The following is a 23,568-nucleotide window of genomic DNA, read 5'->3' as shown; positions in this document are numbered from 1 at the left end:
CGGGCAGATCTGGCTGGTCGGAGGCTCAGTCGCCGCTGGGGCCCCCTCAGTCGCCGCTCGATCCGGTCGATCGGATCAGTCGCGGCTCGGGTCGGCCCAGGACAGCGCCCAGTGGTACATCGTGATCGCCGCGGCCGCGCCGGCATTGATCGAGCGGGTCGAGCCGTACTGGGTGATCGCCACCAGCCGGCCGCAGGCGGCGAGCATCTCCTCGGTCAGCCCGGTTCCCTCCGACCCGAACACCAGGCAACACTCCCGCGGCAGCGTCGTACGCTCCAGCGGCACCGAGCCGGGCATGTTGTCGACCCCGACCAGCGGGACCCCCGATGCCGTCGACCACGCCTGAAGGTCGGCCACGTCGGGGTGGTGGTGGACGTGCAGGTAGCGGTCGGTGACCATGGCGCCGCGACGGTTCCAGCGGCGCCGCCCGACGATGTGGACCCCGGCGACGTTGAAGGCGTTGGCGGTGCGCACCATCGAGCCGATGTTGAAGTCGTGTTCCCAGTTCTGGATTGCGATGTGCAGGGGGTGCCGATGGGTGTCCAGGTCGGCGACGATCGCGTCCACGCTCCAGTAGCGGTAGCGGTCCTCCACGTTGCGGTGGTCGCCCGCCGAGAGCAGGTCGGGGTCCAGGCGCGGGTCGTCGGGCCACGGCAGGGGGCGCGGACCGACCCCGGGGCCGTCGGATCGGAGGTCGGCATCGTCTGGGGCGGTCACGGGTGCCGACCCTACTCGGTCGAATGCAGCGATCCCGCGCGATATCGAACGCAGCGCGCGATGTCTTCCACAGCCGGATGGCGGGTCCGTCCGTTGTCCACAGCCGGGCGACGCAGGGGACGTCGGACGTCCCACTGTCCCACCCTCCGGCGTGCCTTCCCGACGCCTGCCGAGCCGTGACCTGCTGCGCCGAGCAGCCTCCACCGACCTGACCACCACCCGCCGGGACCTGCTCGCGGACGGGTTCACCGACGCCATGATCCGCAACCGGGCCCGGGACGGCCAGTGGCGCGCCCTCGGGAGGGGGATCTACCGGCTCGCCCCCGACCCACTGGCTTGGCAGCACTACGTGGTGGCCGCCGGACTGGCGTACGGGCAGGGCGCGGCGGTCGGCGGCCGGGCCGCGGCGTACGTCTGGCGACTGGTGGACAGTCCGCCACGGACGGTCACCGTACGTGTCCCCGGCACCCACGTGCGGGACGGTACGGGACTGTGGGTCCCGCGGACCGATCGTCTCGGCCGGTGCGAGCAGGCCGGGCCGGTCTCGGACAAGGTCCGGCTCCCCTGGCGCGTCCGGATGACGTCGATGGAGGACACCGTGCTGGACCTCCTCTCGGAGATCGAGGATGAGGACGAGGTCGTGGCGTTGCTGACCGGGGCCCTGGGACTGTTCGGCTGGGCCGCGACCGGGTTGGACTACTGGTCCCGGCAGCGGGCACGGCTCCCCCACCGCGCGCTGCTGCGGGACATCCTGGACGAGGCGAACGGGGCGCGCAGCGTGCTGGAGTACCGGTACCGGCGTGACTGCGAACGTGTGCACGGACTGCCGGTCGGGGAGTTGCAGGCGGCGATCAGGTCCGGGGCGCTCCACGACGTGGCCTACCGGGAGTACCGCACGCTGGTCGAACTCGACGGCGCCCGCTACCACAGCGGCCAGGCTCGTTTCCGGGACATGAAGCGGGACAACAAGTCGAGCGTGCTGGGCTTCACGACGCTGCGCTACGGCTGGTCGGACGTCGCGATCCGGCCGTGCGAAGTGGCTGCCGAGGTCGCGCAGGTGCTGAAGGCGAACGGCTGGCAAGGGTCGCCGCTCCGCTGCCGACGGTGTGCCGGGGCGCGCGGATAGCAGGGCTCGGGTCCTACCCGGTTCGGGGGGTCGGGTGACGCCGGCCGATCGGGTCGGCAGAGTCGATCAGGACGAAGTGATCAGCTGTGGCTCTCGGGTCCCCGATGGCCCTTGCGCATGGCGTAGGCCATGTTCACCAGGACGATGCCGACCCACACGATGATCCCGCCGAGCAGTCCACTGATCCCGGCGAAGATCGCGGTCAGCGGGATGGCCAGGCTGAGCGACACGATGCCGAGAACCATCTGGTTCTTGCTCTCGACCCTGGCCAGGTCCGCCTGGCGCTGCCGCTCTGCCTCCTCGAACCCGCCCCGGGCAACGAGCGCCTGCTCGACCCGGGCCGTGAACGAATCGACGAGAGCCTGGTCCATGTCCGGCCCGAGTTCCTTGCGTGCCTCGAGTGTGGCCCGGGCGTCTGCGGGATCCACCAGTCCACCGGGCCCGTGCTGCTCGGCGGGCAACCGGTACGCGGACCCCGCTCGTGGGTCGTACGAACCGGGCTGGTTCGGCTGGCCGTAAGGACCCTGCTGGTTCGGCTGCCCGTAAGGACCCTGCTGGTTCGGCTGCCCGTAAGGACCCTGCTGGTTCGGCTGCCCGTACGCGCCGGGCTGGTTGCCCTGGCCGTAGGGGTTCTGCTGGTTGGAAGGACCGGGCTGGTTCACCTGGCCGTACGAGTTCGGCTGATTCGGGCGCGGAGATTCGGAGGGGACCTGGCCGGCGTTCACCATGCGAGTGTAGAGCCGCAGGCGGTCCGCCCGAGTTCCTTGGGTGCGCCGAATCTATCCGTGGAGCAACAGATTTGCCGCACCCAAGGGACCCCGGTCAACCAGGCGCACATCGACTTTGCATCGACGCACCGGCCCTGTCGCAGGCGGCGGTACCGCCTCCACAGAACCAAGAACCGGTGCTCGGAGCTTCAGACCTCGATCCATGGGCGCAACCGTCGGCAGCCGACTTCTCCTCGGACAGCTAGGTGCGCCAAATCTATCCGTGGAGCAACAGATTCGGCGCACCTAAGCCACCCGGACCCGCCACTCCAGCCTCGCCCCGGCGCCGCGGGCGTCGGCCCGGGCGTCAGTTCTGAGGGTTCTGGGGCCACTGGCCATTCTGCCCCGGCTGCCCCTGCGGAGCCTGACCGTACTGCCCCGGCTGCCCCTGCGGAGCCTGACCGTACTGCCCCGGCTGCCCCTGCGGAGCCTGACCGTACTGCTGCGGCTGGCCCTGCGGGGCCTGCTGGCCCTGACCCCAGTCTGCGGGCATCGCCGGTGTCCCCGACTGCTGCTGCGGCAGCGCCTGCGGAGTCTGCTGGCCCTGCGGCTGACCGCCACGGTAGGAGATCTCGCCGAAGTTCACGTCGGTGGCCGCCCGGGCGTGGTCGGCGACCTCGAAGTACGCGGCCTTCTGGAAGTTGAACTGGCCCGCGATCATGTTCGTCGGGAACGACTCGATCTTCGTGTTGTAGTTGCGGACGTTCGCGTTGTAGTAGCGACGCCCGGCCGCAATACGGTCCTCGGTCTCGGTGAGGGCGCGCTGCAGCTCCAGGAAGTTCGTGTTCGACTTCAGGTCGGGGTAGGCCTCGACACTGACCAGCAGGTTACGGACGGCACCGGACAGCTGCTCCTCGGCCTGGGCCCGCTGTGCCGAGGGCGTCGCTCCCTCGTGCGAGGCGAGCGAGGCCGCCTGGTTGCGCAGGCGGGTGATGTCCTCGAGCGTGTTGTGCTCGTGGGCCGCGTAGCCGCGCACGGTCTCGACCAGGTTCGGGATCAGCTCGTAGCGTCGGTTCAGCTCGACGTCGATCTGGCGCCACGACTCCTGCACCCGGTTGCGCATGCCGACGAGGGAGTTGTACTGGCCCACCGTCCAGCCGACGACGCCGAGCACGAGGAGAACGATGACGATGAGGATGATGATGAGCCCACTCATGGGGGTCTCCTGTTCGTGGGATGCAGGGGCACGGCCAGCTTAGCCGGGGCTCAGACCAGGCCGAGGTCCTCGGCGGCCGACAGTGCGTAGCGGTACTCGAGCCCGGCCTCGGCCACCTTCTCCGCAGCCCCGGTGCCACGGTCGACGATGACGGCCACGGCCACCACCTCTGCACCGGCCTCGCGCAGCGCCTCGACGGCAGTTAGCGCAGACCCACCGGTGGTGGAAGTGTCCTCGACCACCAGCACGCGCTTGCCGGACACGTCTGTGCCCTCGATCCGGCGGTGCAGGCCGTGCTGCTTGGCCTCCTTGCGTACCACGAAGGCGTCGAGCCGGCTCCCGTCCGCGGCTGCGGAGTGCAGCATCGCGCCGGCGACGGGGTCGGCGCCCAGGGTCAGGCCACCGACCGCCTCGAAGTCCAGGTCGTTGGTCAGCGCCCGCATCACTCGGCCGACGACCGGCGCGGCGGCACCGTCGAGCGTCACCCGGCGCATGTCGACGTAGAAGTCCGCCTCCTTGCCGGAGGAGAGCACGACGTGTTCGCGGACCACGGCGAGGTCGTTGACGTGGCCGATCAGGGCTTCGCGATCGGCGGCGGAGATATCGGAGCGAGACATGCCCCAGACTCTAGCGATCCGGCTGCGCCCACGCTCCCCCGCTGCCCGTACACACCCCGCAGGCGCGCCAGTCCAGCGCGTACGCCTACTTGGCCTGCTCGTTGACCAGGTGCCCGAACGCGATGTAGCGGTCCGGGGAGCGGAAGAGGTCCGCGCAGGTGGTGAGCGTGATCAGCCGGTCGGTCGGCTGCTCCCCCGGATGGCCCGGGACGGGCTGCACCACCCAGGTGTCACTGTCCTTCACCACCGTCGAGGAGTCGATCGCGTACGTATAGATCGTGTCGCGGGTCTCGACCAGGACGGTGGACCCGGCCGGCAGGGAGGAGAGCCGGCGGAACGGCTGGCCGTGCGTCACCACGTGGCCGGCCACGGCGAAGTTGCCGACCTGTCCCGGCGGGGCGGTTCCCTCGTACCAGCCCAGGCCCTTGGCGAGCACCTGCTCGCTGGTCCCGTCCAGGATCGGTACGACCCAGCCGTCACCCCAGGCCGGCACCCGCATGATGGCGGCCGCCGCACCCGGGGTGCGCGTGATCGTGCCGTCGGCGGCGACCTCGCCACTGGCGGTCTTCCCCGAGCCGGCGGCGGTCGTCCCCGAGCCAGCGGCAGCGGCACCAGAGCCAGCGGCAGAACCCGAGCCCGGGACCGGGGACTTGGCCCACGCGTCCTCCAGGCCCGAGGTCGTCCGGGTGAACTCCTGGCGGGCGATGATCGTGGTGCCGATGAACTGGTAGCCGAACCAGCCGAGCACCGCCAGCCCCACGACCAGCAGCGCCATCCCGACGACGACGCCGACAGGGCTGCGGCGCGCGGAGGTGGCCGGACGGGCGGTGGGTGAACTCACGTGCCCATTCTCGCCACCGCGGGGTCCCAACCCAAGCCCCCGACGTACGGAACCGAACGGATCCAGCGCGACCGGGACATCCCTAGTGCCCCAGGAACATCGACGGCGGCTCCGGGGAGGCCTCCGCATCGGCGTCGGTGAAGGCCCGCGCACCGGCGCACCAGTCGACCAGGTCCTGCCCGTCGATGATCCGGTAGGCGAACACCGCGCCGGCCGCCGCCCGGGCGAGCTGGCGGGTCGGAATCGGCGCGGCCGATCCGTACAGGACGACGTTGCCGAAGCGGCGGCCGCGCCAGGTCGATGGCTCGGCCGAGACCGCGGCATGCGACCAGGTCGCCGCCACTCCGGCGGCAGCGCGACGGGCCCAGTCCAGCGCGCCGGAGTCGGTGACGTTGGCCAGGAACAATCCGCCGCCGGTCAGCACCCGCCGGACGTCGGCGTAGAACTCCACGGTGGTCAGCTCGGGGGGCACCCGCGCTCCCGCGAACGCGTCGAGGATCACGACCTGCGCGTAGTCATCCGGCATCGCGGCGATCCCCGACCGCCCGTCGACCGGGCGGACCTTGATCCCGGACTGGCGTGGCAGCGGCGCCTTGTCGCGGACCTCCCGGGTCAGCTCGGCGTCGGGCTCCAGGACGATCTGCGCCGAGGTGGGACGGGTGGCTGCGACGTACCGGGCCAGGCTCATGCCGGCACCCCCGATGTGCACCGCCCGGATCCGCTCCCCCGGATCGCCGTACGCGTCGATCGCCTCGGCCATCCGCTGCATGTAGTCAAACTCCAGCAGGGTGGGACGGTCGGGGTCGACGTGCGACTGGTCGGTGGTACCGATCCGTACGAACCAGCTGCCGGGTCGGTCAGGGTCGGGGACCACTCGGGCACCCCCGGCCGTCGGACCGCCGGTCGGTTCGTCTCTGCGTCGTGCCACCACGCCAACTTACCCGCTGCCCCTGTCAGGGGACGCACATGAACCTCAGGGTTTCCGGGGTCGCGGTCCCCGATTGGTCCCCGAACTCTGCCCGGAAGCCTTTACCGTGGCCCCTTCAGCGGTCAGGCTGGAGGAAGACAAGGTTCGTACGTCTCACAGATCTCCGGGCCGACCGTGACGGCCCGACCCACCAGGGAAGGACCCCTCATGCTCGACATCGGAATCACCCGTCCCGCCCAGGGCCGCGTCATCGCCGGCGTGTGCGCTGGACTGGCGCCCCGGTTCGGCCTCGATCCCCTGATCCTCCGCGTGGTCTTCGCGGTCTCGCTGTTCTTCGGAGGCGCGGGCGCCCTCGTCTACGCGGTGCTGTGGGTGCTGATGCCCAGCGAGAAGTGAGCAGCCCCACGCCTCCGCAGCACCCCGTACCCGCACTGCCCCGTCCGACCTTCCCCGTCCGACCTGCCCCTCCGAGAAAGGCCCGTGTCATGAATGATTGGTACCGCCCCCGCAACGACCGCGTGATCGCCGGCGTCTGCTCCGGCATCGCCCGCAAGCTGGGCGTCAGCTCGCTGTGGGTCCGCGTAGGCTTCGTCGCACTGATCTGGTTCGCCGGGGTCCCGCTGTGGATCTACCTGCTGGCCTGGATCCTGATGCCGAACGAGAGCTGATCCCCCAAAACCGGCAGGTCCGCCTGCTGTCGAGGCGAAGGCCCGGAGAGTCCCCCCGCTCTTCGGGCCTTCGTCGTTGCGGGGGTCGGCAATCGCTACTGGCGGCAGTCGGGGACCTTCCAGAGCGTGTATGGGCCCGTCCGCTGCACCAGGACGAAGCCATCGGCCGCGGAGACGGAGTCGATCCCGGTGAAGTCCTTCGTGGCTTCGCGTCCTCCTGTGATCACGTACGTGATGTGGTTGCGCTTGACCGCCCCGCAGACCGCCGGATCGACGCGGACGTTGTCGAGCCCGTGGGCGACGAGGGCGATGTCCGGGCTCCACGTGTTCTTGGTGTGGATGAAGGTCTGCTCGGGGCCCAGCACGTAGAGGAAGGCCGAGCCGGTCCAGGGGTTCGAGGCGACCACGGCGTCGTCGGGAAGCGTGGCGGAGATCTGCTCCAGCGCCCGCACCTCGGCATCGTTGGTCCCCGAGTAGGGGGCCTTCGCCGTGTACGAGCGCCGAACGACACCGACGCTGGCCCGAGTCTCGAACGCCACGGTCGTGAACAGCCCGACCGCCACCAGCACGGTCCACGCGATGGCGAGCCCCCGGCCACGTCCGCGCAGGCGCTCGCCGAAGGAGATCAGCCACGAGGCCCCGACCACGATCAGCGGTGTGGCAGCCAGTGCCGTCGTTGCCTGGAAGCGGTAGGGCCAGTTGTACCAAGGCCAGGTGAAGGGCCACACATAGGCGGAACCGCGGGAGCTGAGGACCGTGCACAGCACGATATAGATCCAGCCGAACGCCACCAGCCACCAGTCGCGGCCGCGCCGCAGGCACGCCACGCTGCCGAGGACGGCAAGGGCGAAGAGGGCGAGCGTGGCCACCTGTTCGGCATCGTTGCGGCCACTCCAGAAGGTGAGCATCCCGATGACGACCTTCGTGAACGGTTCGTTCAGCTCCTGCATCGCCAACAGTCTCGTGGGTGCCGCGAAAGCCCCCAGGACGGGCCCAAGGATGCCGGCGAGGGCGAAGCCGATGGCGGGCAACCAACCGACAATTCCGCGCCGGGCCGTGAGTGCGTGGCGGATCGCAACAGCCAGCGAGAACAGGATGGCCGCCGCTGCGGCCACCATCGTGGCGCTGGTGTGCGCGAGGCTGATCCCCGGCAGTGAGATCAGGAAGAGCAGGGCGGCACTGCCCCAGTGCTGCCGGCGGAACACCTGCAACAGGCCCCAGCCGTACACGGCGATGATTGCCGGGATGAAGACCGACCCGAAGACCTGGGCCCACACGGCACCCCAGGACAGGATCCGCCACGGGAAAGCGGTGGTCGCCGCGGCGAGGAGGCCCGTGAGCAGCACCAGCCGCCGATCGGTCGCCACCAGAGTGTTCAACATCAACATCAGGCCCAGTGGGTAGATCAGGGCACAGGAGACGAGGAGGACACTGTTCTCCACCACGACGACGGGGGCACCTGTGAGCATCACGAGGGTGGCGCTGATCCCGTGCAGGGCAGCCGGATAGAACGACGCACTGGCAGGTTCGTTGAACGCGTTGGCCTCCAACGAGGAGAGGTTGCCCGAGTCCACCATGAACCGCACCAGACCGAGGTGGAAGATCTGGTCAGGTTGCTGCGGGAAGTTGCCGGGGCGCACCGTGCCAAAGTAGAAGACCCAGCAGACGATCAGCACGGCGACCACCGCGCCGACCGCGACCTCCCACCAACGGACGTGGGGTGCGTCGAACCTCCATGGCCGCCGCCTACGTCGTACCCACAGCACGCGCAGGCCCCAGACCACCGCCGGGATCGCAAGCAACCAGAACGCCCCTGCCCCGATACCCCACCGCATACCGGCCAGGTCCGTGAGGATGCCTCCGACCGCCACCAGGCTCGTGGTCAGGAGAGGTGCCAGGGCGATCGCCGGCCACCAACCCGCCCCGAGTCCACCGGCCAGCACGGCCCCCGGGATCCACAGGAGAGCAACCGCGGCGATGACGATGGGGATGGCGGTCAGCCACGACCAGTCGGGAGCAAGCATGTCGGTCATGCTACTGGATTGTCCGGAGCCCCCCACCGATCCGACAGCAGCCTCCGTCCCAGCGCCGGGTGGGGCCCTCAGTGCCCCGTGGAGCACTCCGGGACCTTCCACAGCGTGTACGGCGCTGCGGTGGCGACGACCCGGAAGCCACCGGCCCCACTGACCTCGTCCACAGCGGAGTAGTCGAGGTATCCACTCCCCTGGAGGTAGACCGGGCTGCCTCCCGTTATGACGTACGAGACGTGCTGTCGCTGGACGGCTGCACAGACCCGAGGGTCGGAGGCCACGTTCTTGAGCCCCCGCGCGATGATGTTGAGGTCCTCCCCGCCCGACTTCTCGGTGGGTATCACCGTCCGCTGCGGGGCGACGATGTAGAGGAACTGGGCCCCGCGCCAGGGATTGGCCGCCACCACCGCGTCCGCCGGCATGTGCCCGGACAGCTGCTCCAGCGCACTGACCTCGCCCTTCGTGATCCAGGCTCGCGAATCTGCGATCTCGTACACCGGGCGGACCGTCGCGATCGCCCTCGTCACGCCGATCCAGACCAAGAGCAACACCCCGGCCCAGACGATGCCAGCCCAGACCAGGCCCAGGGGCCGGAATCTGCCCCGTAGTCGTGCAGCCAACGACAGCAACCAGGACACGCCGATGACGACCAGGGGCAGCGCGACGATGACCACCACGGCCTGGAACCGATTGGCCCGGTTGTACCAAGGCCAGGTCAATGGCCACACGTACGTCGTGCCGCGGGCATTGAGCACCCCGGCGATCGCGAAGAAGACCACCCAGGTCGCGACGAGCCACCAGTGGGTGCGGCGGCGCACGCAGACGACGGCTCCGATGACGGCAAGGAGGGTGAGGGCCAGCGCGCCTTCCTGCTCGAGGTCGTTCCGACTGGCCCAGAACGTGACCAGGCCGATCAGGATCTTGGAGGTCGACAGGTTCGCGATCCGGTGCTCGGTCATGCCCACCGGTGCAGCGATGAGCCCAACCACCGGCACCAGGACGGCGAGGGCTGCGAAGCCGATCGCCGGCAGCCAGCCGACGAATCTCCGCCGGACACGCAGTGCGAAGTCCACCGAGGCGCCGACGGAGAAGATGATCGCCACCGCCGCGGCCGCCAGCACGGCGCTGGTGTGCCCAAGGGTGATGCCCGGCACCGCGACTAGGAACAACAGTGCGGCACTGCCCCAGTTCTCCGCTCGCAACACCTGCAGGAGTCCCCAGCAGTACACGGCCACGACGGCGGGGATGAACGCTGACCCGAACACCTGCGCCCACACGGCGCCGGAGATCATGATCCACCACGGAAAGGCGATGAACACCTGGGCCAGGAAACCGGTGAGCAGTACCAGCCGGCGATCCGCCGCGACCAGGGTGTTGAGCAGCAGCATTATGCCGAGCGGAAAGATGAAGGCGTTCGATACGAGCAACAGGCAGTTCTCCAGTACGACGACAGGAGCCCCGGTGAAGAGCACCGCCGTCGCGACGACGCCGTGCATGGCCGCCGGGTAGAACACCGGTGCGGAGGGGTGGTTGAGGCCGTCGGCCCGCAGTGAGGAGATGCTGCCCGAGTCCAGCATGGAGCGCACCGTGCCGAGGTGGAAGATCTGGTCCGACTGCTGCGGGATGTTGCCCGGCGAGCCGGTGGCCACGTGCATGACGTAGCTGCCGATGGCGAACGCGGCCGCCAGCCCGACCGCCACTTCCCACCAGCGTACGGCCGGCGCTCGGAAGCTCCACGGCCGGCGTCCACTGCGGAGGATCAGCCAACGCACCCCCCAGACGAGCGCCGGGACGGCCACCAACCAGAAGAGCGCGGGGCCGATCCCCCAGCGCACCCCGACCAGGTCGGTGATGATGCCGCCGACCGCGATGGTGCTGGTGGTGACCAGCGGTGCCAGGGCGATCGCCGGCCACCGGCCCGCCCCCAGCCCCCCGGCGAGTGCCGCCCCCGGGATCCAGAGCAGGCCGACCAAGGCCATCATGACCGGGATCGCCGTCAACCAGGTCCAGTCAGATGCAAGCATGGCCGAAGCCTAACCTGCGGCGTCCCACCGACCCGTCGTACGCCATCCTCAGGCGGCGCAGTCCGGCACGGACCACAGCACGTACGGCGCGACGTACGCCACCCTCCGGAAGCCGCCGGACTCCCCGACATCGTCGATTCCGGCCTGGTCCAGGTGCCAGTCGAACGTCTCGAACGGCAGGCCGTTGCCACCGGTGATCACGTACGAGATCCCCATCCGTTTCGCCGCGGCGCAGACCGTGCGGTCGGTCGCCATGTCCTTCAGCCCCTTGGAGACGATCTTGTCGTCACGGCCGGAGGACTTCTCTGTGGGGATGGCCGTGTGCTGGGTCCCGACGATGTAGAGGTACTGCCCGCCACGCCAAGGGCTGGTCGCCACGACGGCGTCGGGGGGCATCTTCGCGGATAGCTTGACCAGCGCCCGTACCTCGTCGCTGGAGATCCAGCCGGTGGCACTGTCCCAGCGGTACATGTTCCGGAGCGTCTTGGTGGCCGTCTGGGCCTGGACGTTCATCACTGGTAGCAGGGCCAGGCACAGCAGAACGATCAATAGGACCGTTGGCCGCCAGCGCCCTGCTAGGTGCAGCATCCGCGACACCCCCAGGACCACCAGCGGTACGGCGAAGATCGCCATGATCGCCTCCACCCGGAAGCCGAAGTTGTACCAGGGCCAGGTCCACTGCCAGACCAGGCCGGTGCCGTTGGCGTAGAGCAGGGTGGTGATGGCCATGAAGGATGCCCAGGTCGCGGAGAGCCACCAGTCCTTGCGGTGTTCGAAGCACAGCACGGCGCCGATCAGGGCCAGGCCGGTGAGGACCAGGCCGGCGACCTGGGAGGGATGGTCCGTCGACCCCCAGGAGGTCGCGATGCCGGCGATGACCTGCTGGGCGGGCAGGTGCACCTTGACGTCCTTGGCCATCCCTGCGGGGGCGACCAGGGCGCCGAGGACGTTCGCGAGGACGGCCAGGACCGCGAACACCGCCAGGGGCAGCCACTGCCGCGGGTTGCGCGGGGCGTCCAGCGCGTGTTTCAGCGCGTACGCCAGCGAGAGCATCACGGCAGCGGCGACTGCGGCGAACAGGGCACTCGAGTGCGCCAGGAAGAGTGCCGGGACGGACACCACGAACAGCAGCGCCGAACTCCCCCAGTTCTTCCCCAGGAACGCCTGCGCCACCCCCCAGCCGTAGACGGCCACGACCGCCGGGATGAAGGCGGAGCCGAACACCTGTGCCCAAACGGCGCCGCGGACCATGAGCACCCAGGGGAAGACGGTGAAGGCCAGGGAGAACACCCCGGACAGCAGCACCAGGTGGCGGTCCCGGGCAACCAGCGTGTTCAGCATCAGCATCATACCGAGCGGGAAGGTGAGCGCTGCGGTGACCAGCAGCAGGGAGTTCTCCACCACCACGATCGGTGCGCCGGTGAACATCACGGCCGTCGCGGCGACCCCGTGGAAGGCCGCCGGGTAGAACACCGGAGCCTCCCGGTGGTTCAGGCCGTCGGCGGTCAGCGAGGATAGGTTGCCGGAGTCCAGCATGGAGCGGACCGTGCCGAGGTGGAAGATCTGGTCGCCCTGCTGGGGGATATAGCCGGGGGCCTGGGTGCCCCCGTGCACGATACAGCTGGCGAGGGCGACCGAGACGGCCAGCCCGAGGACGACCTGCCAGACCCGCACGGTGGGTGCGTCGAAGCGCCACGGCGTACGTCCGGTATGGGCGATGAGCATCCGGGCGGCCCAGACCAGCGCGGGAACCACGACCAGCCAGAACAGCGCGACGGCGATCCCCCAACGCAGCCCGACCAGGGCGGTGATGATGGCCCCGACGGAGATCAGGCCGGTGGTCATCAGCGGCGCGAGCGCGACCGCCGGCCACCGTCCCGACCCCAGGCCACCGGCCAGTGCCGTGCCTGGGATCCAGAGCAGGGCGACCAGGGCCAGGATGACTGGGATTGCCATGGTCCAGTTCCAGCCAGGGGCGAGCATGGCCCCCATCGTACGATCCGGCAGAGCCCCTCCCCGCCACGCGAGCGGGGGTGGGCGAGGGCTGCTGTCAGTCCTGGGGAGTCCTGCCGGTGTGCGGGTCGACGTACGGCTGCCCGAGCTCGACGGGACCCGCGGTACGGTCGTCGGCGTCGGTGGTGAGTGGGCGCGGGGTCTGCGGATCAGGGGCGTCGAGCGGCCCCGTCAGGATCGAGCCGTAGCGGTTGTCCGCCTCGATCAGCGCCACCCGGCGAGCCAGCCGGAAGATGACGTCGCGCTGGGACTGGGACTTGAGGTACTGGGTCAGCGCATAGAACAGGAACGCGCCGGTGACCGCGTACAGCAGCAGGTCCGTGCCCCGGCCGACCCCGAGGAAGGAGGCCAACTGGGACATCAACTGGGGCCGCAGGACCGCGATGATCATCGCGATGGCCAGCAGGATGAGTCCGAGCTTCATCGAGGCCTTGGCCCCGTGGGAACCGCGCGAGGCCAGGATCAGGTAGACCAGCAGCAAGGCGAGGACGATGAGGATGACCTGGATGAGCATCAGCGGCTGACCTTCCGGAGCAGGGTGTCGAAGGCGATGTTGATCGCGTTGACGATGGACTGGCCCTTGCCGCGTGAGTAGTCGGTGTAGACGATGGTCACCGGCACCTCCCGGTAGCGGTACTTCCCCTTCGCCACGATCTCGAGGATCTCCGAGGCGTGGGCCATGTCCGGCATGGTGATCTGCATCTGCTCGGCGACCCGGCGGTTGAAGACTCGTAGCCCGTTGTGGGTGTCGGTGAGCTTCAGCCCCGAGGTGGCGTTGCTGAACGCGACCGCCATCCGTAGGACGGCCCGCTTGGTGCGGGTCATCCCGACCGCCTCGGTGCCCAGGAAGCGCGACCCCATGACGATGTCGTCACCGGTCCGCTCGATGGTGTCGAGCATGGTCGCAACGTCCTCGAGCCGGTGCTGTCCATCGGCGTCGTACGTGACGAAGTACTCCACGCCGCGGAGCCGGCGGGCGAACTCGATGCCGGTCTGGAGGGCGGCGCCCTGCCCCATGTTGATCGGGTGATTGACCAGGTACGCACCGGTCGCCTCGACCTCGTCGGCGGAGCGGTCGCGACTGCAGTCGTTCACGCAGACCACGTGGGCATAGTCGCGCAGCACGTTCTCGACGACGCCACGGACGACGGTCTCCTCGTTGTATACGGGAATGATGAAGGCCACGTCCGAGCGCATCTCTACCTTTCTGACGGTCCCGCCCCGAACCGTCGGGGCACCCCCAGATCATATGCGCTGGGGGCTCCCCACCCGACCGTACGGAACGGTACGGGCCCGGGCGGTGGCCCGGGCCCGTCCTTGCACCAACGTCGGCCCCGTGTGGGACCGGGGGTCCCGGCAGTGGGAGGTCAGCAGTGGTAGGTGTCCGAGGGCGCCTCGAAGTGCAGGTCGTAGCCCTCGGGCAGGGACAGCCCGTACGACTGCGACAGGCTCAGAACCTTGCGGGCCCGGGCCAGGCGGGGCAGGTCCGAACCATTGCGGATCTGCCCGCCGGCGGCCTCGAACTCGGCCAGGAACTCGACCGCCCACGAGCGGTCGGCCAGTGAGGGCGAGAGGATCTCGTTCACGGTCAGGGTCTGCTCAGGCATCAGGCAGATCTTGCCGGTCATGCCGAACTGGACGGTGACGCCGGCGGAGTCGGCCAGCTTCACCCCGAGTGCCCCGACGGCGGGGCCGTCGATCGGGCCGGGCAGCCCGGCGGCCTTCGAGGCGATGGTGAACTGGGAGCGGGTGTAGGCCAAGGTCAGCGGGTCGTCGTCGAACCCGGTGTCGCGGCGGTAGTCACCCAGTCCGAGCCCGAGCCGGAACGTGTGCCGGGAGTCGGCGATGGCCGGCAGGTTCTGCACGCCGCGCGCGGTCTCGACCAGCGCGACGATCTTGATGCCCGGCAGCATTTGGGCCGTACGGTGCACGTGCTCGGGCGACTCGACCATCGCCAGCATGACCCCGCGCAGGCCGGGCGTTTGGGCGAGGGCCCGCAGGTCCTGCTCCCACCACTCGGTACCGAAGCCGTTGAGGCGCACCCATGCCTCGTTGCCCGGGGTGGACAGCCACTCCACCACGTTGTCGCGGGCCTGGGCCTTCCCCTCGGGAGCGACGGCGTCCTCGATGTCGAGCAGTACGACGTCGGCGGCGCTGGCGGCGGCCGGGGCGAACCGGTCCGGGTGGGAGGCGTTGACGAGCAGCCAGGAACGGGCCAGCTCGGGGCCGACGGTCACGGGGGGCGTGGTGATGGTCATGTGTTCTGCTGTCCTCCTTGACAGGGTGCGCGCCCGCGCACGCCCCCGATGCTAGGGCGCGGCGGGTGATTACACCAGCAGTCGAGGGAGGCCGGCCCCCGGAAGGCGCACCGAGAGGTCTCCTAGATGCTCCCGGTCATCGGTCCGAAACCGGGCATATCGGTCAACACAAAGTCTGTGGAAGCCCTGGCGGGGACGTCAGGCCGCCTCGAGCGCGGTCACCTCCTGCTCGCTGAGCTCCAGGTCAGCGGCTGCACAGTTCGCCTCCAGATGGGCAACGCTGCCGGTGCCGGGGATCGGCAGCACCACCGGGGAGCGTCGCAGCAGCCAGGCCAGCGCGACCTGCGACGGACTCGCGCCCGGGTGGGCCTGCAGCACTTGGTCCAGCACCCCGCCCGCCTGGGCGAGTCGGCCGGCGGCCATCGGCGCCCAGGGGATGAAGCCGATGCCCTCGGCCTCGCAGTACTCCAGGACGTCCTCGGCGGAGCGATCGGAGAGGTTGTACCGGTTCTGCACGGAGGCGATCTCCAGCCCGGCCTCCCGGGCCGCCCGGATCTCGTCCACGCCGACCTGGGAGAGCCCGACCAGGCCGACCAACCCCTCGTCGACGAACTCCTTCAGCACGCCGAACTGCTCCTCGCGCGGCACCCGCCGGTCGATCCGGTGCAGCTGCCACAGCGGGACCTGTTCCAGCCCCAGGCGTCGAAGCGACATCTGCAGGCACTGGCGCAGGTACTCCGGGCGGCCCACCGGTGCCCAGCGTTCGGGCCCCTGGCGCGTCAGTCCGCCCTTGGTCGCGACCACTACCCCGTCGTAGCCGTCCGCGCCGTGCAGGGCCCGGAAGATCAGGTCCTCCGAGACCTCGGGCCCGTACGCGTCGGCGGTGTCGATGAAGTCCACGCCCAGCTCCACGGCCCGGCGCAGGACGCGGATCGCCTCGTCGGGGTCGGCCGGTGGGCCCCAGATGCCTGGACCGGTGATGCGCATCGCGCCGAAGCCGAGGCGCGTCACCTCGAGCCGGCCGGCGAGGCGGAATGTTCCGGATCGTGCAACGCTCATGTCGCGACCCTACGCCGCTGCCACGGGCCGGAGAAGGACCACCACGGGCCACGATCAGTACTGAATCGTTGTCAGTGCCGAACGGCGTAGCGCAGGAAGACGAACCCGGAGTCGAACCGGCGCATCTGGACCAGGGACAGATCCAGCGCCGCCTGCTCGGGGAGGAACCGGGTTCCCCCGCCCACCACGACCGGTGCGATGAAGACGGAGATCTCGTCGACCAGCCCGGCCCGCAGCATCTGGGCCGCCAGCGTCGGACCGGCCACGGCCAGGTCCTGCGAGCTGGATTCCTTGAGGGCGCGTACGGCCTCCGGATCGAAGCGGCGCTCGACCCTGGTGCGCTCCAGGGCTGGCTCGTCCATCGTCGAGGAGAACACCACCTTGGTGGCAGTCCGCCAGATGTCGGCATAGTCCAGGATGTACGGCGGCGCGCCGGCCAGTGCCTCGTCGTCCGCCCAGAACCGCATGGTCTCGAACATCCGTCGCCCGTAGAGGAAGGTGCCGACCTCGCGCTCGCGTTCGTTGGCGAACCGGTGCGTCTCCTCGTCCGGCTCGGCCCACCCGAAGGTCCCGTCCGGCCCGTTCACGAACCCGTCCAGCGAGGTCATCATCCCGTACGTGAGTCTGCCCATGCCTCCAGTATGGGCAGACCCGACGGCGACCCGCCTGAACGCTCCGCACAGCACCTCCGACCATCCGGCCTGGCGATGGCAACCCACACCACCCCGTCACCGGTCACTCGCCTCTGCGCGGACGAGCGATCGGGGTCAGCCGGGAAAGCCGAAGCAGGGGTAGAACTCTGTCACGCCCGGACGTGGTACCTCGATGCACATCGACTTCACCCTCTCCAGGACCGCCGTCTGATCGGTTCCGGTGACCGACAGATCCGTCCCCTCCCCGGTGACGGTCACCGACACCTCGGCGACCGCATCCCTGCGGAGATTGTTGTCATGGGCCGACACGTTGCCGTCGGCGTAGTGGTCGCCAGTGCGGACGGTCGTGTGCTCGAGGGGGCCGGTGCCGGTCCAGGAGGCGTGGAGGGTGATCGTTACCGGGTTCTCCTGGTCGTCGGTCCCCTTGATGACGTCGGAGACGGAGGCCTTCGTCAGCCGCGAGTCTGCGACCAGCGGCGCCATGTTCTGTCCCTCGGCGCTGAAGAGGACTGCGCCACCGCCTGCGGCCGCGGGCCGGACCGCGGCAGCGCGTGCACCGGCCCGGGCGCTGGCGCAGGTATCGGTCACCCGGACGAAGACACTGGTGAGGCCCTGCTTGTTGACCGGGCCCGGCTGGGCGGCGTACATGGCTGCGCTGGAGGAGACGAAGACTTCGGTGAGCTCGCATCCCTCGACCCGGGAGACCACGGCGGACCCATGGGTCGACGAGATCGTGTGGTAGATGTTCGGCTTCGCCGCCATGGCGGGCGGCGCCAGCAGTGGCACGAGGGCGAGCGCGACCCCGCTCGCCAGGAACAGTCGCTTCATGGCGGACCTCCATCCCCCGGGGTGATCCTTCTCAGGCTACGCGTGCTCCCCGACCCGCGACAGCCTCGATTCGGACCGGTCGTCGCCCCCGGCGCTTACGCCGGCGACGGCTCCTCGATCGCGCGTCGGATGTCGATGGAACGCCGCTCCGGGTCTACCTCAGCTCGACGGGCAAGGAGTTTCCCGGTTCACCGGCGGCGCCATCCAGGTTGGGCGCGGCGAACCAGTCGTCCTGCCCCGGGCCTGTTTCCTGGACCGTGATGAAGTACGGGTTGGTGATCGACGCCGCGTCCAGCTTCGGAGTCCTCGGGGCACAGGCGAAGGCGGATGCCCTCTTGTCCCACTTGCACAGCGCGGAGGCCAGCGGCTCCCCGCTGCCATCGGCCGTGGCGGTCAGGACGACACGGACCTGCCCGTTGCTGGCCAGGGTCTGGGCATCGGCCTGGGACAAGGATCCGTTCACGTCACGCAGCGTGAACATCACCCTGATCTGTGAGCCCGACCTGACCGCAGCCGTTGACAGCAGCGGTGCCGTGAAGGAGCCGAACGGGGCCACGACCGGATACCGCATGCCGGCGCTCGCCTGATTGCCCGCCAGGTCGACGGCCGTACATGTCAGGGTGGAATAGCCGACCGTGCTGGTGAGGACGGGATCGCAGCCGGCCGTGTCGACCCCAGAGGTCGCATCCGAGGCAGACGTGTCCGCGGTCACCGAGTCGTGCAGCACGATCGGGTCGGGCCGACCGACGGCGAGCACCGGTGCGGTGGCGTCACGCCTGATGGTCACCGACTTGCTGAGCGCCACCCCCCAGCTGGTGGTCAAGACGCAGGTGAACGTCTCGCCGATCGTGTCGTACGAGAGGGTCCGGTTCTCACAAGTACCCTCGACAACATTGGCCGCCACCTTCGGATCGGTGAACGACCACGCGACGGTCACGTCGGAGGTGTACCAGCCGTTGTTGCCCATGGTCCCGGTGACCGTGGACACGATCTCCTGTACCGGCCCCTCGACCGCCGTCGTGGTTTCCTGGACAGCGGCGTCCGCTGGAGTCGCCGCATGGGCCGTACCGACCGCGCCCAGCCCGATCAGCGAGAATCCGACAGACATCCCGACGGCCATCAGGCGCACGATCTGTGCCCTCTTCACGTTGCTCGTGTCATGCGTACTCGTTGTCACCGGATTCCCTTTGTGTCCCGGTCGAGCCGATGCACGAGGACCATGGTCTGGCCCTGCCCGGCCCGAACTCCATGCTTGCAGCCCAGAGGCTAGCGGTGAGCGAGGTCACAACCGGAGGCACGATTCCGCGCGGAGTCGCAGCACCCCACCGAGGGGAGGGGTTCACGCGGAGACCAACTCTCCCTAGGCTATCGACATGTCTATTCGGCCGATGAGGTGCCGGAGCCTGCGGCGCCCTCCCGGACCGAGCGAGCGGAAGGCGGATCAGCATGCGCGACAACGAGGAGAACTTCGAGGACCGCCCAGCGGGCCGGCACGAGGATGAGCGCGAACGCCGGACCGAGGATCAGCGTGGCCCCCAGGACGAGGGCGACCTCGCCGGCGGCCAGCTCTCGGAGGTCGGGCGGCTGGACCCGGACGTCGACGACCAGGGCACCATTCCCCCGGCCGACCTGGCCCAGCAGCGCGCCCAGGGACCGGGCCACGACTACCGCGAGAACGCCGTCGGCAACGAGCGGGGCGAGGAGGAAGTGATGCCCCGTGACGATCGCTGACGACGAACCCGGCGACCGTGACGACCTGGCCCTGGATGCGGATCGGGGCGAGGCTCGGGAGCCGGACGAACTCCCCCGGGTCCGGGAGGTGTCGTCGGCCCCGGTCGCGTCGTTGCGCCGGACCATCGGGATGGAGGAGCTCCCCTCCTTCTTCGACATGGCCTACCCCGCCATCGTCGGTTCCCTGACCCGCCAAGGGGTGCCGCCGGCCGGACCGGCTCTGGGTATCTACTTCGGCACGCCCGGCGAAACGATCGACGTGGCCGCGGCCTTCCCGATCGCGGCGGCGATCCTGCCCGACGGAGAGGTCCACGAGATCCTGCTGCCCGCCGGCCGGGTGGCCGAGGTGGTGCACCACGGGTCGTACGGCACCCTCGGGCAGACCTACCAGCGGCTGGAGGACTGGATGCGCGCGGAGGGCCTGGTCCCGGGCGAGGTGACCTGGGAGACGTACGAGACCATGCCCACCCCCGAGGCGGACCCGCGGGACATGCGAACCCGGATCAGCTGGCTGCTGGCAGACGACACGGACGAGGGGCGCGCCGGGGGCGACGACCGGGCCTGAACATCCGCCGGCGGACAGGTCCGGCCTCGACCACCCTTTAGGTGCGCCGTATCTGTTGGTGGACCAATAGATACGGCGCACTTAAGCCTCGGCCACCCCAGGAGGAGCACCTGCGGGCGCCGCCCTGGGGAGGCAACCGCCTGCAGCCGAGCCCTCCTCACTCGGCGAGTGATCACTCCTCGACGATCACTCCTCGACGATCTCGCCCTCGACGACGTCGTCACCGGACCCGTCGCCGGCGACGTGGAAGCCGTCGCCGCCCACGTGTGCCATCTCGTCGCGCCGGTCGGTGAACTCGTCGCCGGTGCCCGCCACCGCGCCCTCACCGGACAGCCCGGACTCGAGGATCTGCAGGCCCTCGCCGTCCGCGCTCACCTCGAAGACGACGTCGTCGCCCTCGTGCAGGCGGCCGGACAGCACCGCCCGCGCCAACTGGTCCTCGATCGTCGACTGGATCAGGCGACGAAGCGGCCGGGCACCGTAGACCGGGTCGAAGCCCATCAGGCCCAACCATTCCTGGGCGGCCGGGGTGACCGCCACGCTGATCCGGCGGTCAGCCATCCGCTTGTTCAGCCGGCCGAGCTGGATCGAGACGATCCGGGTCAGCTCCTCCTGGCTGAGCGGCTTGAACATGACGATCTCATCGAGCCGGTTCAGGAACTCCGGCTTGAACGAGGACCGGACCACGCCCATCACGGCCTGGCGCTTGTCGTCCTCCGACAGGGTCTGGTCGGCGAGGTACTGCGAGCCCATGTTCGAGGTCAGGATCAGGATCGTGTTGCGGAAGTCGACCGTACGACCCTGGCCGTCGGTCAGCCGCCCATCGTCCAGCACCTGCAGCAGGATGTCGAAGACCTCGGGGTGGGCCTTCTCGACCTCGTCGAGCAGGATCACCGAGTACGGGCGGCGCCGGACGGCCTCGGTCAGCTGGCCACCCTCCTCGTAGCCGATGTAGCCCGGAGGGGCACCGACGAGGCGGGCGACCGTGTGCTTCTCGGAGTACTCGCTCATGTCGATCCGGACCATGCTCTGCTCGTCGTCGAACAGGAAGTCCGCCAGCGACTTGGCCAGCTCGGTCTTGCCGACACCGGTCGGGCCGAGGAACAGGAACGAGCCGGTCGGCTTGTTCGGGTCGGAGATGCCGGCCCGCGAGCGGCGCACCGCGTCGGACACGGCGACCACGGCCTCGGACTGCCCGATCAGGCGCTTGCCGAGGTACTCCTCCATGTGCAGCAGCTTCTCGGACTCCCCCTGCAGCATCTTGCCGACCGGGATGCCGGTCCAGGCGGCGACCACCTCGGCGATGTCCTGGGCGGTCACCTCCTCCGAGACCATCGGCTTGGCGTTCTTCTCCGCCTCGTCGGCCTTGGCCAGCTCCTTCTCCAGCGCCGGGATCTCCCCGTAGAGGATCTCCGAGGCCCGGCCCAGGTCACCGTCCCGCTGGGCACGGTCGGCCTCCGAGCGCTTGGCGTCGATCTCGGAGCGGATCTCACCGACCCGGTTGAGGTCCTGCTTCTCGGACTCCCAGCGCTGCTCCAGGCCGCGCAGGGTCTCCTGGGTGTCGGCGAGCTCGGAGTTCAGCCGCGCCAGCCGTTCCTGGGTGGCGGTGTCGGACTCCTTCTCCAGCGCCATCTGCTCCATCGTCAGCCGGTCCACCTTGCGGCGCAGTTCGTCGATCTCGACCGGGGAGGAGTCGATCTCCATCCGCAGCCGGGAGGCGGACTCGTCGATCAGGTCGATGGCCTTGTCCGGCAGCTTGCGACCGGTGATGTAGCGGTGCGACAGCGTCGCCGCGGCGACCAGGGCCTGGTCGGTGATGGCGACCTTGTGGTGCGCCTCGTAGCGCTCGCGCAGCCCGCGCAGGATCGCGATGGTGTCCTCCACCGAGGGCTCCCCCACGTACACCTGCTGGAAGCGGCGCTCGAACGCCGGGTCCTTCTCGATGTTCTCGCGGTACTCGTCCAGCGTGGTCGCGCCGATCAGGCGCAGCTCGCCGCGGGCGAGCATCGGCTTGAGCATGTTGCCGGCGTCCATCGAGGAGTCGCCGGTCGCGCCGGCACCGATCACGGTGTGGATCTCGTCGATGAACGTGACGATCTGTCCCTCGGCGTCCTTGATCTCCTGGAGCACGCTCTTCAGCCGCTCCTCGAACTCGCCGCGGTACTTCGCGCCGGCGACCATGCCGCCCAGGTCGAGGCTGATCAGGCGGCGACCGCGCAGCGAGTCGGGCACGTCGCCGGCCACGATCCGCTGGGCCAGGCCCTCCACGACGGCGGTCTTGCCGACGCCGGGCTCACCGATCAGCACCGGGTTGTTCTTCGTACGTCGCGCCAGCACCTGGACCACGCGACGGATCTCCTGGTCGCGGCCGATGACGGGGTCGAGCTTGCCCTCGCGGGCGGCCGCGGTCATGTCGTAGCCGTACTGCTCCAGGGCACTCGCGGTGCCCTCCTGGCCCTCGGAGGTGACCCGCTTGGAGCCGCGGGCGTCCTGGAACGCCTTGGTGAGAGCCTGTTCGGTCGCGCCCTGGGCCACCAGGATCTTCTTGGCCTCGGAGTCGATCGCGGCCAGCGCGATCAGGAAGTGCTCGGTGGCGATGTAGGTGTCGCCGAGCTTCTCGGCGCGGGTCTCCGCATCGGCCAGGACGCGGGCGACGGCGCCGGAGAGCTGGGGCTGGGAGACCGACGAGCCAGCGGCCGCGGGCAGCTTCTTGATCGCCTTCTCGGCCTCTGCGTCGATCGTACGCGGGTCGGCGTCGATCGACTCCAGCAGCGGCCCGACGGTGTTCTCCGGCGTGATGAGCATGGCGTGCAGCAGGTGCACGGCCTCGACGTTCGGGTTGCCGTTGGTGAGGGCGTTGCGTACGGCGGCCGAGTACGCGTCGCGGCTCTTGGTGGTGAGCTTGTTGGCGTCCATGTGTCCTTCGTTCTCCGGCTCGGAAGCGGGCTCCTTCTTCCGAGCCTGCCACTGTTGGGGGTGCTTGACGACGCTTTCGGGGCGGGGTTGCGGGTCCCGACCGAAGTTGAGCGTCATGGACTCAACCTTGCCGGAAGCCTCGATATTCCCGCCGATGGTGTTCGTCGTGGCGCTTCCCTGCCGGGAGCTGGCGGCACGCCCCGGGTTTCCCTCAGCGCGCGTCGAGTTCGGCGACCAGCCGGGCAGCAGCGGTCTCCCGGTAGGAGGCCTCGACCAACTCGCGCACCTCCGCCCAGTCGGTGTCGCCGTCCAGGTCCACCCCGATCCAGCCGCTCGGGCCGAGGTAGGCCGGCCGGTAGCAGCGTTCCTCCTCGGCCAGGGCCAGCACCTCCGCGGGATCGGGGTGCACGACGAGGGAGCGGTCGTGCTGTTCGTGCGCACCCGCGGCCTTGATCGAGCCGCCGTAGTACGCGAACACCTTGGTGGTGAAGAACGCCGGCCGGCCGTGGCTGACCTTCTCGGCGGCACCGGGGAGGGCCAGGGCGATCTCCCGGAGCCGGTGCAGGAACGGATCGTCCGGATCGAACATCAGCGGATGCTCCATGGTCCGAGCCTAGGCCGACAAGGCCATTCACCAGGTCACCGACCCGCAGCTGACCCCCCGGGGGTGG

The 23,568-nt window shown here is 69.5% G+C and carries 22 protein-coding genes and 1 pseudogene; 5 read left to right on the top strand and 18 right to left on the bottom strand.

The window, feature by feature from the left end; all coding sequences use genetic code 11:
- Positions 1–75 precede the first annotated feature (75 nt).
- Positions 76–717, bottom strand: coding sequence for a TrmH family RNA methyltransferase (locus GA0111570_RS00315; protein ID WP_245702953.1), 642 nt, complete (start codon positions 715–717; stop codon positions 76–78).
- A 151-nt stretch (positions 718–868) separates the two neighbouring features.
- Here GA0111570_RS00315 and GA0111570_RS00310 point away from each other — a divergent pair, with 151 nt between their 5' ends.
- On the top strand, positions 869–1,843 hold the full coding sequence (locus GA0111570_RS00310) for a DUF559 domain-containing protein (protein ID WP_245702952.1): 975 nt from the start codon (positions 869–871) through the stop codon (positions 1,841–1,843).
- A gap of 80 nt (positions 1,844–1,923) precedes the next feature.
- On the opposite strand, the gene GA0111570_RS00305 is transcribed toward GA0111570_RS00310, so the two are convergent.
- From GA0111570_RS00305 to GA0111570_RS00285, 5 genes are all read right to left on the bottom strand, one after another.
- Positions 1,924–2,568: a collagen-like domain-containing protein gene (locus GA0111570_RS00305; protein ID WP_139283098.1), complete on the bottom strand. Its 645-nt coding sequence runs from the start codon at positions 2,566–2,568 to the stop codon at positions 1,924–1,926.
- A gap of 349 nt (positions 2,569–2,917) precedes the next feature.
- Positions 2,918–3,766 carry a LemA family protein gene (locus tag GA0111570_RS00300; RefSeq protein WP_092605214.1) on the bottom strand — a complete coding sequence of 283 codons (849 nt, stop codon included), beginning with the start codon at positions 3,764–3,766 and terminating at the stop codon, positions 2,918–2,920.
- A gap of 50 nt (positions 3,767–3,816) precedes the next feature.
- Positions 3,817–4,383: an orotate phosphoribosyltransferase gene (gene pyrE, locus GA0111570_RS00295; RefSeq protein WP_092605212.1), complete on the bottom strand. Its 567-nt coding sequence runs from the start codon at positions 4,381–4,383 to the stop codon at positions 3,817–3,819.
- Positions 4,384–4,468: 85 nt separating this feature from the next.
- Positions 4,469–5,224: a class E sortase gene (locus GA0111570_RS00290; RefSeq protein WP_092605210.1), complete on the bottom strand. Its 756-nt coding sequence runs from the start codon at positions 5,222–5,224 to the stop codon at positions 4,469–4,471.
- An 82-nt stretch (positions 5,225–5,306) separates the two neighbouring features.
- Positions 5,307–6,152 carry a spermidine synthase gene (locus tag GA0111570_RS00285; protein ID WP_092605959.1) on the bottom strand — a complete coding sequence of 282 codons (846 nt, stop codon included), beginning with the start codon at positions 6,150–6,152 and terminating at the stop codon, positions 5,307–5,309.
- A 207-nt stretch (positions 6,153–6,359) separates the two neighbouring features.
- On the opposite strand from GA0111570_RS00285, the gene GA0111570_RS00280 reads away from it, so the two are divergent.
- Together GA0111570_RS00280 and GA0111570_RS00275 are read left to right on the top strand one after the other, a co-directional pair.
- The gene (locus tag GA0111570_RS00280; RefSeq protein ID WP_175557250.1) at positions 6,360–6,548 is read left to right on the top strand and encodes a PspC domain-containing protein; all 189 of its coding nucleotides are present in this window, start codon (positions 6,360–6,362) and stop codon (positions 6,546–6,548) included.
- Between the two features lie 89 nt (positions 6,549–6,637).
- Positions 6,638–6,820, top strand: coding sequence for a PspC domain-containing protein (locus GA0111570_RS00275; protein ID WP_092605208.1), 183 nt, complete (start codon positions 6,638–6,640; stop codon positions 6,818–6,820).
- Positions 6,821–6,915: 95 nt separating this feature from the next.
- Here the strand turns inward: GA0111570_RS00275 and GA0111570_RS00270 are convergent, their stop codons facing one another.
- From GA0111570_RS00270 to GA0111570_RS00225, 10 genes are all read right to left on the bottom strand, one after another.
- A complete protein-coding gene (locus tag GA0111570_RS00270) occupies positions 6,916–8,853 on the bottom strand; it encodes a DUF6541 family protein (protein WP_092605206.1) in 1,938 nt (645 codons plus the stop codon).
- Between the two features lie 68 nt (positions 8,854–8,921).
- On the bottom strand, positions 8,922–10,874 hold the full coding sequence (locus GA0111570_RS00265) for a DUF6541 family protein (protein ID WP_139283096.1): 1,953 nt from the start codon (positions 10,872–10,874) through the stop codon (positions 8,922–8,924).
- 48 nt (positions 10,875–10,922) lie between these two features.
- Positions 10,923–12,830, bottom strand: a complete 1,908-nt coding sequence (locus GA0111570_RS00260) for a DUF6541 family protein (RefSeq protein ID WP_139283095.1) — start codon at positions 12,828–12,830, stop codon at positions 10,923–10,925.
- Between the two features lie 94 nt (positions 12,831–12,924).
- Positions 12,925–13,401 (bottom strand): DUF2304 domain-containing protein, encoded by a 477-nt coding sequence (locus GA0111570_RS00255; RefSeq protein WP_092605200.1) that lies wholly within the window; start codon positions 13,399–13,401, stop codon positions 12,925–12,927.
- A complete protein-coding gene (locus GA0111570_RS00250) occupies positions 13,401–14,084 on the bottom strand; it encodes a glycosyltransferase family 2 protein (protein ID WP_092605198.1) in 684 nt (227 codons plus the stop codon). The genes GA0111570_RS00255 and GA0111570_RS00250 overlap by 1 nt, the downstream gene beginning before the upstream one ends.
- A gap of 170 nt (positions 14,085–14,254) precedes the next feature.
- Positions 14,255–15,145 (bottom strand): HpcH/HpaI aldolase/citrate lyase family protein, encoded by an 891-nt coding sequence (locus GA0111570_RS00245; RefSeq protein ID WP_092605196.1) that lies wholly within the window; start codon positions 15,143–15,145, stop codon positions 14,255–14,257.
- A gap of 198 nt (positions 15,146–15,343) precedes the next feature.
- Complete coding sequence (locus tag GA0111570_RS00240) at positions 15,344–16,204, bottom strand: aldo/keto reductase (RefSeq protein WP_092605194.1); 861 nt, start codon at positions 16,202–16,204, stop codon at positions 15,344–15,346.
- A gap of 71 nt (positions 16,205–16,275) precedes the next feature.
- Positions 16,276–16,836 (bottom strand): dihydrofolate reductase family protein, encoded by a 561-nt coding sequence (locus GA0111570_RS00235; RefSeq protein WP_092605192.1) that lies wholly within the window; start codon positions 16,834–16,836, stop codon positions 16,276–16,278.
- Between the two features lie 135 nt (positions 16,837–16,971).
- Positions 16,972–17,685 (bottom strand): hypothetical protein, encoded by a 714-nt coding sequence (locus GA0111570_RS00230; RefSeq protein ID WP_092605190.1) that lies wholly within the window; start codon positions 17,683–17,685, stop codon positions 16,972–16,974.
- 154 nt (positions 17,686–17,839) lie between these two features.
- Positions 17,840–18,832, bottom strand: coding sequence for a hypothetical protein (locus GA0111570_RS00225; RefSeq protein WP_092605188.1), 993 nt, complete (start codon positions 18,830–18,832; stop codon positions 17,840–17,842).
- A 299-nt stretch (positions 18,833–19,131) separates the two neighbouring features.
- Here GA0111570_RS00225 and GA0111570_RS00220 point away from each other — a divergent pair, with 299 nt between their 5' ends.
- Together GA0111570_RS00220 and GA0111570_RS00215 are read left to right on the top strand one after the other, a co-directional pair.
- Positions 19,132–19,416 carry a hypothetical protein gene (locus GA0111570_RS00220; protein WP_092605187.1) on the top strand — a complete coding sequence of 95 codons (285 nt, stop codon included), beginning with the start codon at positions 19,132–19,134 and terminating at the stop codon, positions 19,414–19,416.
- Positions 19,403–19,981: a GyrI-like domain-containing protein gene (locus GA0111570_RS00215; protein ID WP_092605185.1), complete on the top strand. Its 579-nt coding sequence runs from the start codon at positions 19,403–19,405 to the stop codon at positions 19,979–19,981. The genes GA0111570_RS00220 and GA0111570_RS00215 overlap by 14 nt, the downstream gene beginning before the upstream one ends.
- 342 nt (positions 19,982–20,323) lie before the next feature.
- On the opposite strand, the pseudogene clpB reads toward GA0111570_RS00215, so the two are convergent.
- Both clpB and GA0111570_RS00205 read right to left on the bottom strand, forming a co-directional pair.
- Positions 20,324–22,897: pseudogene (gene clpB / locus GA0111570_RS00210) on the bottom strand (ATP-dependent chaperone ClpB); the annotation flags it as partial.
- Between the two features lie 211 nt (positions 22,898–23,108).
- Positions 23,109–23,501, bottom strand: coding sequence for an MmcQ/YjbR family DNA-binding protein (locus GA0111570_RS00205; protein WP_092605180.1), 393 nt, complete (start codon positions 23,499–23,501; stop codon positions 23,109–23,111).
- Between the last annotated feature and the right edge of the window lie 67 nt (positions 23,502–23,568).

This window comes from Raineyella antarctica (assembly GCF_900092135.1).
Lineage (GTDB): Bacteria > Actinomycetota > Actinomycetes > Propionibacteriales > Propionibacteriaceae > Raineyella > Raineyella antarctica.
This window is presented reverse-complemented; position numbering and strand designations above follow the sequence as displayed.

What these genes read in the sequence shown, in the direction of transcription:
- GA0111570_RS00280 (WP_175557250.1), top strand. Translation starts at nt 6,360, where the DNA reads ATGCTCGACATCGGAATCACCCGTCCCGCCCAGGGCCGCGTCATCGCC.
- GA0111570_RS00300 (WP_092605214.1), bottom strand. Translation starts at nt 3,766, where the DNA reads ATGAGTGGGCTCATCATCATCCTCATCGTCATCGTTCTCCTCGTGCTC.
- GA0111570_RS00235 (WP_092605192.1), bottom strand. Translation starts at nt 16,836, where the DNA reads ATGGGCAGACTCACGTACGGGATGATGACCTCGCTGGACGGGTTCGTG.
- GA0111570_RS00265 (WP_139283096.1), bottom strand. Translation starts at nt 10,874, where the DNA reads ATGCTTGCATCTGACTGGACCTGGTTGACGGCGATCCCGGTCATGATG.
- GA0111570_RS00255 (WP_092605200.1), bottom strand. Translation starts at nt 13,401, where the DNA reads ATGCTCATCCAGGTCATCCTCATCGTCCTCGCCTTGCTGCTGGTCTAC.
- GA0111570_RS00250 (WP_092605198.1), bottom strand. Translation starts at nt 14,084, where the DNA reads ATGCGCTCGGACGTGGCCTTCATCATTCCCGTATACAACGAGGAGACC.
- GA0111570_RS00245 (WP_092605196.1), bottom strand. Translation starts at nt 15,145, where the DNA reads ATGACCATCACCACGCCCCCCGTGACCGTCGGCCCCGAGCTGGCCCGT.
- GA0111570_RS00275 (WP_092605208.1), top strand. Translation starts at nt 6,638, where the DNA reads ATGAATGATTGGTACCGCCCCCGCAACGACCGCGTGATCGCCGGCGTC.
- GA0111570_RS00220 (WP_092605187.1), top strand. Translation starts at nt 19,132, where the DNA reads ATGCGCGACAACGAGGAGAACTTCGAGGACCGCCCAGCGGGCCGGCAC.
- GA0111570_RS00240 (WP_092605194.1), bottom strand. Translation starts at nt 16,204, where the DNA reads ATGAGCGTTGCACGATCCGGAACATTCCGCCTCGCCGGCCGGCTCGAG.
- GA0111570_RS00260 (WP_139283095.1), bottom strand. Translation starts at nt 12,830, where the DNA reads ATGGCAATCCCAGTCATCCTGGCCCTGGTCGCCCTGCTCTGGATCCCA.
- pyrE (WP_092605212.1), bottom strand. Translation starts at nt 4,383, where the DNA reads ATGTCTCGCTCCGATATCTCCGCCGCCGATCGCGAAGCCCTGATCGGC.
- GA0111570_RS00205 (WP_092605180.1), bottom strand. Translation starts at nt 23,501, where the DNA reads ATGGAGCATCCGCTGATGTTCGATCCGGACGATCCGTTCCTGCACCGG.
- GA0111570_RS00270 (WP_092605206.1), bottom strand. Translation starts at nt 8,853, where the DNA reads ATGACCGACATGCTTGCTCCCGACTGGTCGTGGCTGACCGCCATCCCC.
- GA0111570_RS00230 (WP_092605190.1), bottom strand. Translation starts at nt 17,685, where the DNA reads ATGAAGCGACTGTTCCTGGCGAGCGGGGTCGCGCTCGCCCTCGTGCCA.